Below are 13,900 nucleotides of genomic sequence, written 5' to 3'. Positions count from 1 at the left end.
AAGAAGAAGCCGGTTCAGCCGATCATTTCCGCAAGGCCGCGAACCGTGTTCCAGTTTCGCAGCGTGCCGACGCCCATGCGCTTGGTCGTCAGTGCCGAAAGCAGCTTCCATTCGCTTGGCTTTCCGGCAAAATCGATCCAGAGATCACCGCCGGTGAGCGCCAGACGCTGCTTCGGATCGGCATAAGGGCGAAGCGCCTCGATGGTGGCGGGGTCGAGCGGTTTGCGCATCACACGGACGATCACCTGGCTGCCCTCGCCGTCCAGAAATGGATTGGACTTTGCAAGTTTCAACCAGTCGGTACTTTCGCGCACGATAATATCGACGGGCTTGCCGAACCTCGCTTTGAACGCGGCTTCCAGCCTTGCCTCAATACCCGCCAGTGGCAAGGCGTCCGCCTCGAACACGATATTGCCGGTCGAAACCAGCGTCCTCGGATCTCGGTAACCGATATTTTTGGCCATGTCGCGAAGGTCGGACATCACCACGCGGCGACCGGGCGCAAGCACGATACTATGCAGCAGCGCAACGTAGATCATGCTTTCTAGAACTCCGTGTCGCCGCCCTTGGGAAGATCGTCAAGGTTATGCTTGAGGCCGCATCGATGCGCTTGTGGAAGGCATCGGCGACATCGTGACGACCGCGAAAATACCCGAAATGCGCCCTGCGTCATCTCTCTGCTGCCTTGCGCCCCAACGCGAGGTAGCGCCACGGTGTCCACCAGTGTAAGCGCTCGCCGAGCTTCTCGGGAACCGGGTCGAGTCCGCTGGTGCCTCCGGGTCCACAACGCGCGACGCGAAACAGTGTCATCCATCCACCGCTCCACAACCCGTGGCGCGCAACTGCCTCATAACCGTACTCAGAGCAAGTCGGAATGTGGCGGCATGAATTCCCGATGAAACCAGAGAGCGTCAGCTGATAGGCGCGAATAAAGCCGATCCCGAGCAACCTCCCCGGTGTCTTGCGGAACGGGCCGGAGTAATTGCGGGAGTAGGAGCGTGCGGGTCTACGGGGCGCAGCGGCGCCACCCTCGTCTTCGTCGTCATCGCGATTGATCGAACAGAATTCGCACATCGGCTATGCCGCTCAGGCCTCGACCGTTTCGGCGCGCTTGGCCTCGATCTGGCCAATTGCGTCAACAACGGCATCGAAGGTCAACATTGTGGAGGCATGTCGCGCTTTGTAGTCCTTGACGGGGCGGAGATAGCGCATGTCTTCGAAACGGCCTTCCGGCCCCTCCCCGTCCGCCTTCAACATCGCCAGCATATCCTCTCGCGCCTTGCGTAGCTCACTCGCATTGGCGCCGATTACATGGCGCGCCATGATCGAAGAGGATGCTTGTCCAAGCGCGCAAGCTTTGACGTCATGCGCAAATCCGGTCACGGTGCCGCCGTCCATTTTCAGCCAGATTTTGACCTTGGAGCCGCAAAGCTTGGAATGCGCCTGGGCGCTGGCGTCCGCGTCCGGCAGGCTGCCGATCAGTGGAATGTTGCCCGCAAATTCGAGGATCTTGCTGTTGTAGATATCGTCCATCGTGGATTCCGCTCCAGAATTCATGCGGATCGGCGCCTCAAAACTCATTGTAGCACAAAAGAAAAACACAGCGTGTCGTGCCGGGAGACTTACATAAGGATGCCGTTTTCCTATATGTATGTCGTTCGAAGGCCAGAAAAATGCAATGGCCTCGGCTAAGTTTGATTGGGAAACCGTGCCGGACGGGCAGCAATTCAAGCCCTGAAAGCCCCGGAGCCTGCCAAAGGTGCATGAATTCCCTTGAGTGGAATTGCCAGTGGCTAGTCCGAAAGACGGTCCGCAAAAGCGGATCAGGAGACAGTTGCATATGGACGCCATCATCAAGAATTTTCCGCAGACCCCCGCCGATCTAGAAGCCGATCGGCCAAGCCAGAGAGAAGCCGAGGACGCCATCCGCACGCTCCTGCGTTGGGCGGGCGACGATCCGTCGCGTGAAGGCCTGCTGGATACCCCGGCGCGCGTGGCAAAAGCCTATCGCGAACTTTTCGCCGGCTATGATATGGACCCGGAAGACGTGCTTGGCCGCACCTTTGAAGAGGTTGCCGGCTACGACGACATGGTCCTGGTCAGAGACATTCCCTTCTTCTCCCATTGCGAACACCACATGGTTCCGATCATCGGCAAGGCGCATGTCGCTTACATGCCCGACGGCAAGGTCCTTGGCCTTTCGAAGATCGCGCGGGTCGTCGAAATCTACGCTCGCCGCCTGCAAACGCAGGAAACCATGACGGCCCAGATCGCAAAGGCCATCGACGACACGCTCGCTCCCCGCGGCGTCGCCGTCATGATCGAGGCCGAACATATGTGCATGGCGATGCGCGGTGTACAAAAGCAGGGCTCGACCACATTGACGACAACATTTACCGGAACGTTCAAAACTGAGCCGGCTGATCAAGCCCGATTCATGTCTATGGTCCGGGGCCGCTGAATACGGCTTCGATTAAGAAAGCCGCGACGATGCCCTTTGCGTTCAACACACCGTCCGACGATAAATCAGAACTCGAGGACGCGGGAGATTTCACGCCGCGGTTTGACGATCGCGGTTTGATCACCGCGATCGTCACCGATGCTGCCGATGGCGAATTGCTGATGGTGGCGCATATGAATGCGCAGGCTCTCGCCCTGACCATCCAGACCGGAAAGGCGCATTATTTCAGCCGCTCGCGGGGCAAGCTCTGGATCAAGGGCGAGACTTCTGGCAACACCCAGATGGTCAAGGAAATACGGACGGATTGCGATCAGGATGCGATCTGGCTGAAGGTCGAGGTCGCTGGCCACGATGCCACCTGTCACACCGGCCGCCGGTCCTGCTTCTATAGAACCGTCAACCTCGAAGAGGGCAAGCCGATGCTCGAAATTGTCGATGATGAGCTCCAGTTCGATCCCAATGAAGTTTACGGAAAAGACTCTTAGCCGAAAATTGCCTCTTATTGGGCCAAAATCTACGCCTATATACGAATTGGAAAGGGACGCGGGCCACTAATATAGTTCGTTTTTGATTGTTTGCCGGGAGGGAGGCGAGTCATGCTGAATTGGGGTTTGTACCGCCAAAGCTCCGACGTAGGCACGTCCAACACCAGCACCCCGACAGCGCCAGACATGAACGCTCCCGCCATTCCCGCGCCTGCGCCCAAAAAAACCAAACTTGCCCTTGCGCTGGGAGGAGGTGCGGCGCGCGGTTGGGCGCATATAGGTGTCCTACGCGCCTTGGACGAGGAAGGCATCGAGATCGGCATGGTTGCCGGAACCTCGATCGGAGCCTTGGTCGGGGGTTGCTATCTGGCCGGCAAGCTTGATGAACTGGAAGGATTTGCCCGTTCGCTGACAATGCGGCGCATCGCCAGTCTGCTCGACCTGACGATCGGCGGCAGCGGCTTGTTCGGTGGTATGCGGCTGACAAAGCGCATGCAGGAACATCTGGAGGGCCTGAACGTCGAAGATCTGGACCGGCCGTTCGTGGCCGTCGCTGCCGAGGTCAACACCGGGCACGAGGTCTGGATCGCCAACGGATCGCTGATCACGGCGCTTCGCGCCTCCTATGCCCTGCCCGGTATCTTCGAACCCATTCGCAGCAACCAGCGGACGCTTGTCGACGGCGCCTTGGTCAATCCGGTTCCCGTCTCCGTATGCCGCGCCTATGAGCAGCCGCTCGTGGTTGCGGTCAACCTGAACTACGATCTTTATGGTCGATCAGCCGTCGTCCGGCACAATGCCACCCTCTCGCCATCCGAAGTGCACCGGCGCGAAGAGGCGCCCTATGCCAGGCTCGGCATGACCGGTGTGATGGTGCAGGCGTTCAACATTATCCAGGACAGGATTGCGCGTGCGCGCCTTGCGGGCGATCCGCCGGATATGTCGCTTCAGCCGCGCCTCGGCGACATCGGCTTGTCAGAGTTCCATCGCGCCGGAGAAGCGATCGAGCGCGGCTACGAGGAAGCTAAGCTGCGGCTTCCTGAATTGAAACGTATGCAGGAAATATTCGCCGGCTCTCTCTAGGCGCCGGCGAAGCGTTCAGCCGGCGATGTAGGCCTTGATCTGCTCTGCTTCCAGTTCGACTTCCGCGATACGGGTTTTCACGACGTCGCCAATCGAGATGATACCCGCGAGCTTGCCATTCGTCTCAACGGGAACGTGGCGGAAGCGGCGGCTTGTCATCAGCCCCATCAGGTCGTTCACGGTTGAATCTTCATGGCACCGGTAAACCTTTGCGGTCATCAACGAGCCAACGGGTTGATCGAGACAGGCGGCTCCCCCCTTGGCGATCGCGTGCACCACGTCGCGCTCCGTGAAAATCCCGGAAATCTTGTTCTCCATCCCAACGATGACAATGGCGCCGATCTTTTTCTTGCTGAGAATCACAGCCGCTTCGGAAACGGTCGTGTTCGGCCCGGCGGTTACGACATCCCTGCCTTTTGTATCGAGTATGGCCTTGACTGTATTGGACATTTTGAACCTCCTATGTCGAAAGTGAAGCACTTCTACTGATCACAGGCATCCGCGGCGGTTTCTCCTCCCATTACGGATCAGTTCGAATGGTGCACTCCAACTCTCAAGATTGCAATATATCCGATGCTTCTGAAGTTAGCGGCTCCTCGGGCGGCTTCCGGTCAAAAAGACTGAAGAGAATGAAGCCGAAAATGAACCCTCCGATATGGGCGTCCCAGGCGATTGCCTGCGACCCGTCGCCGATCAGCGGGACGCCGACGGCAATCAGCAGATTGCCCACGAACCAGAAGAGAATGAATGCGACGACCGTGCGGCTGTGAAACGCTTCGAGCATCGAAAGACGCGCATTGAGATGCGCCGGCCGGGCAATCCGCTGTTCCGGTGGGAATGCAAAGCGGCAGGCGGCGCCCATCAGGCCGGACACAACGCCGGACGCGCCGATCAGCAACGTGGCCTCTCCCCAATTCAAGGCCGCATGGAGAGCGGCGGCCGCGATCGCGGATAGCACCCAGAAGGTGACAAATCGGAACGCGCCAATTCGGCGCGCCACCGGCGTACCAAAGGCCATCAGCCATAGCCCGTTGAAAACGATATGCTCTATGCTGCCGTGAAGGAGCGAATAGGTGATCGGCGTCCAGAGAAGTTGCGGGCCCTGCTCCGACAACGGCGTGATGTACCTCAACGGAATGAAGCCGAAATTGAAGAACAGCCAGTCGAGACCGTTGCCAGATAGAAACAGTGATTGAACGGCGTATATCAGCCCCAATAGCGCAAGTGCTGCGAGCACCGAGCCTGGAAGGTTGAAGATGGGTGACCGCGGCGCCGGAGGCTCCATCGCCGCTTGCGGCTCGACCGAGTGCTCGTTCATCTTCGTCCTCGCTTGATTGCGGCACAGCCTTACAGGACGAAAGGTCAAAAAAAAAGCCGTCCGGCAAAGACCGGACGGCCTTCGAGCGTCTAGGGATAGACCCGCGCCCGACAGTCCGTGCTGAACTTCCCGAAGGCAGGAAGCGATGAGGAAACACTGCCACGGCACGGCTGGCGGCTCAATCGAAACCCTTCCTTAACCTTAACCGCCGCGAGTTGGCACGAAATACGCACGGCATCAGACTGCACGGCCATGACGGCTGTGTTTTGATCCAAAGTGAAACAGCCGGTGCCGTAATGCGTCTCAAAACCACGATCGACCTATTCGAATATTGGAATCGCATCCGCGGCCAAGACCTTGCGCCGTTGAGATCGCAGGTCGAACCAACGGATTTGCGGCAGATTCTATCAAGTGTGTTTCTCCTCGAAACAACCGACACAGGTCGCGTCGCGTTCCGTCTTGCCGGAACGCGTATTTGCGATCTCTTTGGCCGCGATCTCGGTGGCGCCCCGTTTTCCGAGCTCTGGGCGTATGGGAATGACGACATCGAGCCCACAGCGGTCGGCATCATGACCCACGCGATCCCCGCGCTGCTCAACGCCACGGGTTTCACGGCGGCCGGTCATCGTGCCTGCTTCGAAGTGATCCTGCTGCCGCTACGCTCCGACAACGGCGAATGCGACAAGCTGCTGGGCGCCATCGCTCCTGCGGCCGCTTTAAGCTGGCTCGAAGTCGTGCCGCTCCAGTTCCTCGCTCTCGATCGCAGCCGATTGCTGCACGAACGGCTTGGTGGCGATGAGAAGCCTAATGACACGGAGCTTGAGGATAAGCACACGCTATACGCGCGTCCACCCTCGATCGCCGATACAATGCGACGCGTCATGTCTGGTCTATTTGCTGAAGCCGACACTCCCAGTGTTCCGGTTCGACACAACTGATTGCGTGCGTAGAGGACGAACCTGAACAACCTTCTGTTAAGGGATTGCGGGTAATGATCGGGCGGTTGTATTTTATGAAGAAGCCCTTTGATGCACGCGTTCCAGCAAGTTCAGACGCAACGGACTGCGCCTCGCCTCGAACAAGGTGCCTTTCAACGCGTACCTATTAACATGCAGGGCCGGTTGATGCTGGCGAATTACGAGGAATTTGAGTGCTTGGTGATCGACATGTCGCCGGGCGATATGTACGTGACTTGCCAGGGACGTCCGCGCGCCAGCGAGCGTGTTGTAGCCTACATCGACCACCTTGGACGCGTCGAAGGCTATGTGCAGACGGTCGATGGTCGTGGTTTCTCCATGTCGATCCATGCGACCGAACGCAAGCGGGAGAAGCTCGCGGCGCAGCTCACCTGGCTTGCAAACAAGCATGAACTCGGTCTTCCTGAAGACCGGCGTCACGATCGCCTGACGCCGCGCGAGACCAAAACCGAAATCACGTTGGAAGACGGCGCCCGCTACAGCTGCCGCATCATGGATTTGTCGCTCTCCGGCGCCGCAGTCGATGTCGAGGTGCGTCCGCCGATTGGTACACCGCTCCGCCTCGGCAACATGCGTGGCCGCGTCGTCCGTCATTTCGTAGAAGGCGTGGCGATCGAGTTCCTGTCGATCCAGTCACGCGAAACGCTTTGCGAGTTTCTTTGATTGCTGTCACCAGTGCGTCGCGCACATGATGCGTGAGGCTGCCGGAAGGGTGGCGCATGACGAGTCTCTATCCTGAAATAGAACCCTACGACCATGGCTTTCTTGATGTGGGCGACGGGCAGCGGATCTATTGGGAGGCCTGCGGCAATCGGGATGGTTTGCCGGCGCTCTACCTGCATGGAGGCCCCGGCTCCGGCTGTTCGACGTTCGCTCGTCGCTACTTTGATCCCTCTGCCTATCGCATCCGTCCTCTTTGACCAGCGCAATTTCGGCCGTAGTCTGCCAAGCGCTGCCGATATGAGCACCGAACTTCACGCGAACACTACCTGGCACTTGGTCGAGGACATCGAGAGGCTGCGAAATCACCTCAGGGTGACACGCTGGTTGCTGCTCGGAACCTCGTGGGGTTCGACCTTGGCACTTGCCTATGCTGAGACCTATCCCGCGAGCGTTCGCGCGATAGTGCTTGCAGGGGTTACCACCACGCGGCCTTCGGAAATCGACTGGCTCGTGCATGGAATGGGCAGGCTCTTTCCCGCGGAGTGGGACCGCTTGCTGAACGCACTTCCTGCCGATTTCAGGGAACTCGGCGTACTTGAGGGGTATCACCGTCTTCTCAACTCGCCCCGGAAAGACGTCCGCCTTGAGGCCGCGCGCAATTGGCACGACTGGGAGGCGGCTTCGATCCTCCTCGCTGATCCAAAGGGGCTCCCTCGCCGTTGGCAAGATCCCAGCTACCTGCTGACACGGGCTAGGATCATTACACATTACTTCCGCAATCTCGCCTGGCTGGACGACAGCGTCCTGCTGCGTGATGCAGAAAGGCTGGCGGGCATACCTGGTGTGCTTGTTCAGGGGCGGCTAGACCTCGAAGCGCCACTCGTAACGGCGTGGGAGCTCTCGAAAGCCTGGCCGCAAAGCAGGCTTGTTGTCGTGGAGAATGCTGCCCATTCGGCATCGCACGAGGATTTGGCCGGCACAATCGTCGACGCGACAGGCACTTTTCGCGAAATTTCTCAAAAATAATTCTGGCACCGAAGCTGAAATCGCTCGGCCAATCGGCCACTTTTGGCGCTAGTTCCTCGGTTTCAATCGAAGCGCAGGCCAGCACCGCGACCGGCTTGGATGGTAAATAAAGTCCTCCACAAACCTCCAGTCTGGTCGCGCCGTTAATAATTTGTCCCAGAACGCTCCGATCACACGCCGGACCGCTTTCCTGGGAAGGAACAATTTTAATCAAAATTAGCGCGAAAGCGCTTCGAATTTTAGGTGTATTCGATTTTGTTTTTAGTCGATTTCTCTGCGTGTTTGAATCAACTAAGCCTTTAATTTAACTGCGTAATTTTGCGCTGAATAAAAGCGTCTGTGTCAGGTTCTTCTCACAACGGGGAGACGACAAATGACGATAGCAACTTTCATCAAAGGCAGTTTGGCTGTCGGTGCGATGTTGATTGCGATGGCGGGTTCGGGACAAGCGAGCCCCCTCAACATGACGGTCCTTGGAAACGCGAGCCCGCCGATCGGCGCCTATCAATTCTGCAAGGAGATGCCCGCCGATTGCGCCAATGCGGCCGGTGATCAAGGCGAACTCCTTCTGACGGAAGAGCGCTGGAAGGCGATCCTCAAGGTGAACTACCAGGTCAATTCGTCGATCACGCCGCTGACTGACAAGGAAATCTACGGCGTTGAGGAGCGCTGGGCCTACCCTCGCACGGCTGGCGATTGCGAGGACTATGCCCTGTTGAAGCGCAAGATGCTGATCGAGGCCGGCTTTTCGCCTTCCGATCTGCTGATGACTGTGGTCCTGCAGCCGAATGGCGAAGGCCATGCGGTGCTGACGGTCCGCACCGACCGCGGCGATTTCATTCTCGATAACATGCGCAACAAGGTCATGCTTTGGGCCGACACAGAATACACGTACCTGAAACGTCAGTCCGCCGACGATCCGACTCGCTGGGTCAAGCTGCAGGATGGTCGCGCAGTAGCGGTCGGCAGCGTCAAGTAAGCATGCTGTCGCCGGATAGATGGCGACAACCATACGGCTCCGGTCGTCCCCGGCATCCCCGTCCCTGACCGGCGCCATAGAACCGCTCCCGCTGTCCCGGGAGCGGTTCATTTTTTTCGGCTTCCATCTGCGTTTAATTGTCTGTTAACTGTGGTAGCCGGATCATTGCCGAAATAATCAACGGCACCGGCGACTCCTGTTCTTTTCGCGGCGGTCTGACATCCGAAGGCCGCCATGAACCATACAGGTACTGCCCACGAGATTGAGGAATCGCCGCTCCTTTCGACGCGCTTCATCGTCCGTCTTACGGTCGTTGTCGCCTGCCTTGCGGCATTGACGCTGATCATCAGTTTCGGTGGTCGCTGGTTTGGGGCGCGCATTTCCCTCGCCGGCAATACAGATTCGACCGCTCCGATCACCCTGACGATCGGCCGCGATACCCTCAGTCTTCCCGAAAACACGCTGCGCTTCCCCAGCCAGCGGAAAGACGGCCTTTCCGAACGGGCGGACCTCTATCTCACATGGCCGGAAATGCAGGGCTACAGCAACGAGCATCGCGAGCGTTTCGACGACATTGCCCGGTCGTCGGGACTGATCTTCCTCCAGATCGCGCAGAGCACGATGTCGCGGGATATGTCCGGACGCCTCGAGCCGATCTACTCGCATCTGATCGAGGGTGACGGCGTGCCCTTTGCCAATGGCATGACGCTGCACCGCCTGCGCGCAGACGCAGGCTATGCTGGCGAAGTTCTGTTGACCGCGCCACGCCCCGGCGCCCCGGATTACGTCGTGCGTTGCGCCTTGCCAGCGACGCCTCAAATGGCCACCAGCGGCGATTGCCAGCGCGATATAAAAGTCGGTCGCGACTTAACTGTGCTTTACCGCTTCTCAAGCACGCATCTGCCCGATTGGGACCATATTGACGCCGCTATTCGCCATTTTGTGGAGGCGCGACTTGTGAACGCTTCTGCGACACGCCGCTAGAATGATCCGATGTGGCGAAAGAAACGATTAATCATAAACGGATTGGTAACCCCAGACGGATAATTTGCGGAGAGAACGATCGCGCCGGGAGGCGGGCGATCTTTCCAGTATCCGAAATGCAAGCGAAGAGTAGAATAGTGCTAAGGTCAGTCTCCTCCGTATCTCCATCGCGATCCCGCAATTTTCTGATAAGAGCGATTACGGCGCTGTCTCTCGCGGCCGGTATCGTCATGGCCGACTCGATCGATGCCGATGCGGAGGCTGCCAATTCGAAATATGCGGGCATCGTTGTCGATGCAAAGACCGGCAATGTTCTCTACAGCGAGAATGCGGATCGTCTGCAGTATCCGGCGTCCCTCACCAAGATGATGACCCTCTACCTGACGTTCGAAGCGTTGGAACAGGGGCGCATCCGTCTGGACACATCGGTTCCTTTCTCCGCACACGCTTCCGCTCAGGCACCGACAAAGCTTGGTGTGCGCCCCGGCGGTACGATCACCGTGGAACAGGCAATACTTGGCCTCGTGACGCTTTCCGCCAATGACGCCTCTACGGCGCTTGGCGAGTTGCTTGCCGGCTCGGAAGACCGCTTTGCACAGGTGATGACGGCCAAGGCGCACGCGCTCGGCATGACACGCACGACCTATCGCAATGCCAACGGCTTGCCGAATACCGCCCAGATGACGACCGCGCGCGATCAAGCCCGCCTCGGTATCGCACTTCGCCAGCATTTTCCGCAGTATTACGGCTATTTCTCAACGCAGAGCTTTAAGTTCGGCAGCCGTGTTATCCGGAGCCACAACCGTCTCGTTGGTTCCGTGCGCGGCGTCGATGGCATCAAGACCGGCTATACACGTGCCGCCGGTTTTAACCTGGTGAGCTCCGTTCAGGTCGATGGCAAGTCGATCGTTGGCGTTGTTCTCGGTGGTGCTTCGACCCCTGCCCGAGACAATCAGATGCGCAAGCTCATTGCAGTCTATCTGCCGAAAGCATCCAGCCGCGGCGGCTCCCCAGATCTGATCGCCCAGATCGTGCCGCAACCTGTAGCGCCTGTCGCTGAAACACGCGTTGCTTCAGCTGCGCCTGAAGTCAGCCTGCCGCGCACCGCACCGACCCCGGACACTCGCTACCAGCCGGCCTCCGCGCAGGTCGCCTATGCCGATCTTGCCAAGCCAAAGTCCGACAATCCGCTGCTCCAGCAGGAAATGCCAGCCCCGAAGAAGGTCAAAACCCAGGCTATCAAGCAGGCATCTGTCGCCACGCCGACGCCTGCACCCGCCTATGTGCCGCCGGAACAGGGCGACACGACTGTCGACGAACTGACGACGGCATCGACCAAGGAGCCGCAGCTGGCTGGCTGGGCCGTCCAGATTGGTGTTTCCGCCAGCAAGGAAGGCGCAATGGATCTGCTCGACAGCGCCAAGAGCAAGGGTGGCAAGGCCCTTCGTTCCGCGAAGCCTATCGCGGTCGCTAACGCCGGAAGCTACCGTGCACGCTTCGGCGGCTTTGATGACCAGCGTGCTGCTGTGAACGCCTGCAATGCCCTGAAGCGGGCTGGTGTGAAGTGCTGGGCCACGGCCCAATGATCAAAAGGACTGCCGCCTGACATGCACGGGCGGCAGTCCAAGACGTCGTGATCGGTGTGTTTGATCCGACGGAGTTCTGAGACTCGGTTTGTAATGCGTACGAGGATGAGAATGGCGATCAACGAGAATATTCCGGAATTTCCGCCACACGGCCGGGTGACCGGCAAGAATCCGCGAGCCGGTTTGCACCCGCTACATGAAGCGGCCTTGCGACTGGCGGAAGTGGGGTTGCAGCGGCAGAAGCCCAAAACGGCAAAGACCAAAGATCTAATTAACCTGCTGCTGTGCCATGGCGCGCGGGCGTGGCGCTGCTCACAAGCGGAAGCCAATATCCACCTTCACGTCACCTGCCCGGAAGGGCGAGCACCGGTAACACTGCGCCTGCGCTGATCAGAGCAGGCCGAGTTCAGAAAGCTCGCGGCGAAGGTCTGCGGGCATTTCCGCAATTCCCTCGCCCAGGCTGTTCAGATCGCGCGGCACGTCCTCTTGCGGATAATAGCGCCAGCCCTGGAACGCTCGCTTCGGCTGTACGGCCGTTTCGATGACTTCAGGCCCCAGCACAAGATGGCATCGTGAGATTCCTTCGACATCTGTAAAAGTCTGGATGTCGAGCAGTTTCTGGCGCGCCTGAACCTGCCCCTTGATGACCCAATAAAGTGAACCGCCTTCGAGCAATTCCTCGACACGTTTCGGGACCATCCTCGTCGTATGGACGGAATGAGGCTCAAGCCCGGCCGCGATCGCCCGCAAAGAGCGTTCGGCGACCCATTCGCGCAGATCGTCAATCGAGTCCGCGCCTACGCATAATTTAATGAGATGCAATGCCATGCCGCCGTTGAAATCCTTTTAGCGGGCAGCGTCAAGCGGCAAGTCGCATGTCCACAAAGTCAACATTCCACGACGTTGACGGCAAGCCCGCCAGTGGATGTCTCCTTGTACTTCTCGCTCATGTCGTTGCCGGTCTGCCGCATGGTCTCGATGCAGGCATCAAGCGGAACGAAGTGCTTGCCGTCTCCCTTGATCGCCAGCGACGCGGCCGTAACCGCCTTGACTGCGCCGAGAGCATTTCGTTCGATGCAGGGAACCTGCACGAGGCCCGCGACGGGGTCGCAGCTCATACCGAGATGATGTTCCAGCGCGATTTCGGCGGCGTTCTCGATCTGCTCGGGCGTGCCGCCCATGACGGCGGCGAGGCCGGCAGCTGCCATTGCGGCTGCAGATCCCACCTCTCCCTGACAGCCGACTTCCGCGCCGGAAATAGAGGCGTTGTGCTTGATGATCCCGCCGACAGCGGCGGCGGTGAGCAGATAGTCGCGGATACCGTTCTGGTCCCAGTCGTCGTGGAAATGCTCGTAATAACGGATCGTTGCGGGGATGACGCCCGCGGCTCCATTCGTCGGCGCCGTCACGACGCGACCCCCGGCGGCATTTTCCTCGTTCACGGCCATGGCGTAGACGCTCAGCCAATCGTTTGCGAGTAGCGGGTTGATGCGATTGCTGCGCCACTCTTCCTGCAGCTTGTCATGAATCGCGCGGGCGCGGCGGCGAACGTTCAGTCCGCCCGGCATGATGCCATCGACCTTGAGACCGCGTTCGATGCAGGAGCGCATTGCTTCCCAGATGCGATCGAGACCGGCGTCCAGTTCCTCGCGGCTCCGCTGCGTTTCCTCGTTGGCACGCTTCATCTGCGCGATCGAGAGGCCGGAGCGCGCAGCCATATCGAGCATCTGCTTGGCTGACGCAAAAGGATACGGAACCTTGCGTGAATCAGAGGGCGTCTTCTTCTTCGCGCGCATCTGCTCGAGTTCGGTGTCAGTCACCACGAAACCGCCGCCGACGGAATAGTAGATGCGCTTGATCAGCATCCGCCCGTCTTTGTCGAAGGCGGAGAAGGACATACCGTTGGCGTGTCCGGGCAGCGGCTGCTTCTTGTCGAAGATCAGGTCGTTCTTCGGTTGGAAGCCATAGCTCGGATGGCCGGGCGGCGAGATGCGGCCGGTACGCTCCACCTGATCGATGATGCCGTCCATCTTGTCCGGATCGACGCTGTTAGGCTGCTCGCCCATCAGTCCGAGAATGACGGCCCTGCCCGTTCCATGTCCGATCCCGGTATGGGCTAGCGAACCGTGCAGGCTAACCTTCATGGACGCAACCTGAGCGCCCGAGGTCGGGCGCGGCCAATCGTTCGAGAGAATCAGATCGAGGAACCGATTGGCGGCAGTCATCGGACCCATCGTGTGCGAGCTGGAAGGCCCGACACCGATCTTGAAGACGTCGAAAACGGAAAGGAACATGACTGCGTCCTGTAAAGTTGCTGCGCAAACCTACGCCACCGGCT

The 13,900-nt window shown here is 59.1% G+C and carries 16 protein-coding genes and 1 pseudogene; 10 read left to right on the top strand and 7 right to left on the bottom strand.

Annotated features, from left to right (window positions below; translation table 11 throughout):
* Nucleotides 1–14: 14 nt before the first annotated feature.
* The 3 genes from FHT71_RS21145 to FHT71_RS21135 form a co-directional block, all read right to left on the bottom strand.
* The gene (locus FHT71_RS21145; protein ID WP_007793799.1) at nt 15–539 is read right to left on the bottom strand and encodes a DUF1697 domain-containing protein; all 525 of its coding nucleotides are present in this window, start codon (nt 537–539) and stop codon (nt 15–17) included.
* Nucleotides 540–669: 130 nt separating this feature from the next.
* Nucleotides 670–1,074 carry a membrane protein insertion efficiency factor YidD gene (gene yidD, locus FHT71_RS21140; RefSeq protein WP_183721768.1) on the bottom strand — a complete coding sequence of 135 codons (405 nt, stop codon included), beginning with the start codon at nt 1,072–1,074 and terminating at the stop codon, nt 670–672.
* A gap of 12 nt (nt 1,075–1,086) precedes the next feature.
* Complete coding sequence (locus FHT71_RS21135; protein ID WP_007793804.1) at nt 1,087–1,533, bottom strand: iron-sulfur cluster assembly scaffold protein; 447 nt, start codon at nt 1,531–1,533, stop codon at nt 1,087–1,089.
* 307 nt (nt 1,534–1,840) lie between these two features.
* On the opposite strand from FHT71_RS21135, the gene folE reads away from it, so the two are divergent.
* From folE to FHT71_RS21120, 3 genes are all read left to right on the top strand, one after another.
* Nucleotides 1,841–2,461, top strand: a complete 621-nt coding sequence (folE, locus tag FHT71_RS21130) for a GTP cyclohydrolase I FolE (RefSeq protein ID WP_007793808.1) — start codon at nt 1,841–1,843, stop codon at nt 2,459–2,461.
* Nucleotides 2,462–2,490: 29 nt separating this feature from the next.
* Entirely contained in the window at nt 2,491–2,946 is a 456-nt protein-coding gene (gene hisI, locus FHT71_RS21125) for a phosphoribosyl-AMP cyclohydrolase (protein WP_132591170.1), read from the top strand.
* A gap of 111 nt (nt 2,947–3,057) precedes the next feature.
* The gene (locus FHT71_RS21120) at nt 3,058–4,029 is read left to right on the top strand and encodes a patatin-like phospholipase family protein (protein ID WP_132591172.1); all 972 of its coding nucleotides are present in this window, start codon (nt 3,058–3,060) and stop codon (nt 4,027–4,029) included.
* Between the two features lie 15 nt (nt 4,030–4,044).
* On the opposite strand, the gene FHT71_RS21115 is transcribed toward FHT71_RS21120, so the two are convergent.
* Nucleotides 4,045–4,479, bottom strand: coding sequence for a CBS domain-containing protein (locus tag FHT71_RS21115; protein WP_007793817.1), 435 nt, complete (start codon nt 4,477–4,479; stop codon nt 4,045–4,047).
* Between the two features lie 103 nt (nt 4,480–4,582).
* Nucleotides 4,583–5,347, bottom strand: a complete 765-nt coding sequence (locus FHT71_RS21110; RefSeq protein ID WP_132591174.1) for a rhomboid family intramembrane serine protease — start codon at nt 5,345–5,347, stop codon at nt 4,583–4,585.
* 296 nt (nt 5,348–5,643) lie between these two features.
* Here FHT71_RS21110 and FHT71_RS21105 point away from each other — a divergent pair, with 296 nt between their 5' ends.
* The 7 genes and pseudogenes from FHT71_RS21105 (at nt 5,644) to FHT71_RS21075 (ending at nt 11,952) form a co-directional block, all read left to right on the top strand.
* The gene (locus FHT71_RS21105) at nt 5,644–6,285 is read left to right on the top strand and encodes a PAS domain-containing protein (protein ID WP_132591176.1); all 642 of its coding nucleotides are present in this window, start codon (nt 5,644–5,646) and stop codon (nt 6,283–6,285) included.
* 90 nt (nt 6,286–6,375) lie between these two features.
* Nucleotides 6,376–6,987, top strand: coding sequence for a PilZ domain-containing protein (locus FHT71_RS21100; protein ID WP_132591178.1), 612 nt, complete (start codon nt 6,376–6,378; stop codon nt 6,985–6,987).
* 56 nt (nt 6,988–7,043) lie between these two features.
* Nucleotides 7,044–8,013 (top strand): annotated as a pseudogene (gene pip / locus FHT71_RS21095) (prolyl aminopeptidase).
* A 373-nt stretch (nt 8,014–8,386) separates the two neighbouring features.
* Entirely contained in the window at nt 8,387–8,992 is a 606-nt protein-coding gene (locus FHT71_RS21090) for a transglutaminase-like cysteine peptidase (protein ID WP_183721765.1), read from the top strand.
* A 234-nt stretch (nt 8,993–9,226) separates the two neighbouring features.
* Nucleotides 9,227–9,976, top strand: coding sequence for a hypothetical protein (locus FHT71_RS21085; protein WP_183721763.1), 750 nt, complete (start codon nt 9,227–9,229; stop codon nt 9,974–9,976).
* A 116-nt stretch (nt 9,977–10,092) separates the two neighbouring features.
* Nucleotides 10,093–11,562 carry a D-alanyl-D-alanine carboxypeptidase gene (locus tag FHT71_RS21080; protein ID WP_183721760.1) on the top strand — a complete coding sequence of 490 codons (1,470 nt, stop codon included), beginning with the start codon at nt 10,093–10,095 and terminating at the stop codon, nt 11,560–11,562.
* 111 nt (nt 11,563–11,673) lie between these two features.
* Complete coding sequence (locus FHT71_RS21075) at nt 11,674–11,952, top strand: hypothetical protein (RefSeq protein ID WP_007793839.1); 279 nt, start codon at nt 11,674–11,676, stop codon at nt 11,950–11,952.
* On the opposite strand, the gene FHT71_RS21070 is transcribed toward FHT71_RS21075, so the two are convergent.
* Both FHT71_RS21070 and FHT71_RS21065 read right to left on the bottom strand, forming a co-directional pair.
* On the bottom strand, nt 11,953–12,390 hold the full coding sequence (locus FHT71_RS21070; protein ID WP_183721758.1) for a DUF1489 family protein: 438 nt from the start codon (nt 12,388–12,390) through the stop codon (nt 11,953–11,955).
* A 59-nt stretch (nt 12,391–12,449) separates the two neighbouring features.
* A complete protein-coding gene (locus FHT71_RS21065; protein WP_007793843.1) occupies nt 12,450–13,856 on the bottom strand; it encodes an L-serine ammonia-lyase in 1,407 nt (468 codons plus the stop codon).
* Nucleotides 13,857–13,900 lie beyond the last annotated feature (44 nt).

The sequence above is a fragment of the Rhizobium sp. BK060 genome (assembly GCF_014193145.1).
Lineage (GTDB): Bacteria > Pseudomonadota > Alphaproteobacteria > Rhizobiales > Rhizobiaceae > Rhizobium.
This window is presented reverse-complemented; position numbering and strand designations above follow the sequence as displayed.

Bases quoted from the DNA above. Each gene is read 5' to 3' on its own strand.
- FHT71_RS21145 (WP_007793799.1), bottom strand. From the start codon at position 539: ATGATCTACGTTGCGCTGCTGCATAGTATCGTGCTTGCGCCCGGTCGC.
- yidD (WP_183721768.1), bottom strand. From the start codon at position 1,074: ATGTGCGAATTCTGTTCGATCAATCGCGATGACGACGAAGACGAGGGT.
- FHT71_RS21135 (WP_007793804.1), bottom strand. From the start codon at position 1,533: ATGGACGATATCTACAACAGCAAGATCCTCGAATTTGCGGGCAACATT.
- folE (WP_007793808.1), top strand. From the start codon at position 1,841: ATGGACGCCATCATCAAGAATTTTCCGCAGACCCCCGCCGATCTAGAA.
- hisI (WP_132591170.1), top strand. From the start codon at position 2,491: ATGCCCTTTGCGTTCAACACACCGTCCGACGATAAATCAGAACTCGAG.
- FHT71_RS21120 (WP_132591172.1), top strand. From the start codon at position 3,058: ATGCTGAATTGGGGTTTGTACCGCCAAAGCTCCGACGTAGGCACGTCC.
- FHT71_RS21115 (WP_007793817.1), bottom strand. From the start codon at position 4,479: ATGTCCAATACAGTCAAGGCCATACTCGATACAAAAGGCAGGGATGTC.
- FHT71_RS21110 (WP_132591174.1), bottom strand. From the start codon at position 5,347: ATGAACGAGCACTCGGTCGAGCCGCAAGCGGCGATGGAGCCTCCGGCG.
- FHT71_RS21105 (WP_132591176.1), top strand. From the start codon at position 5,644: ATGCGTCTCAAAACCACGATCGACCTATTCGAATATTGGAATCGCATC.
- FHT71_RS21100 (WP_132591178.1), top strand. From the start codon at position 6,376: ATGCACGCGTTCCAGCAAGTTCAGACGCAACGGACTGCGCCTCGCCTC.
- FHT71_RS21090 (WP_183721765.1), top strand. From the start codon at position 8,387: ATGACGATAGCAACTTTCATCAAAGGCAGTTTGGCTGTCGGTGCGATG.
- FHT71_RS21085 (WP_183721763.1), top strand. From the start codon at position 9,227: ATGAACCATACAGGTACTGCCCACGAGATTGAGGAATCGCCGCTCCTT.
- FHT71_RS21080 (WP_183721760.1), top strand. From the start codon at position 10,093: ATGCAAGCGAAGAGTAGAATAGTGCTAAGGTCAGTCTCCTCCGTATCT.
- FHT71_RS21075 (WP_007793839.1), top strand. From the start codon at position 11,674: ATGGCGATCAACGAGAATATTCCGGAATTTCCGCCACACGGCCGGGTG.
- FHT71_RS21070 (WP_183721758.1), bottom strand. From the start codon at position 12,390: ATGGCATTGCATCTCATTAAATTATGCGTAGGCGCGGACTCGATTGAC.
- FHT71_RS21065 (WP_007793843.1), bottom strand. From the start codon at position 13,856: ATGTTCCTTTCCGTTTTCGACGTCTTCAAGATCGGTGTCGGGCCTTCC.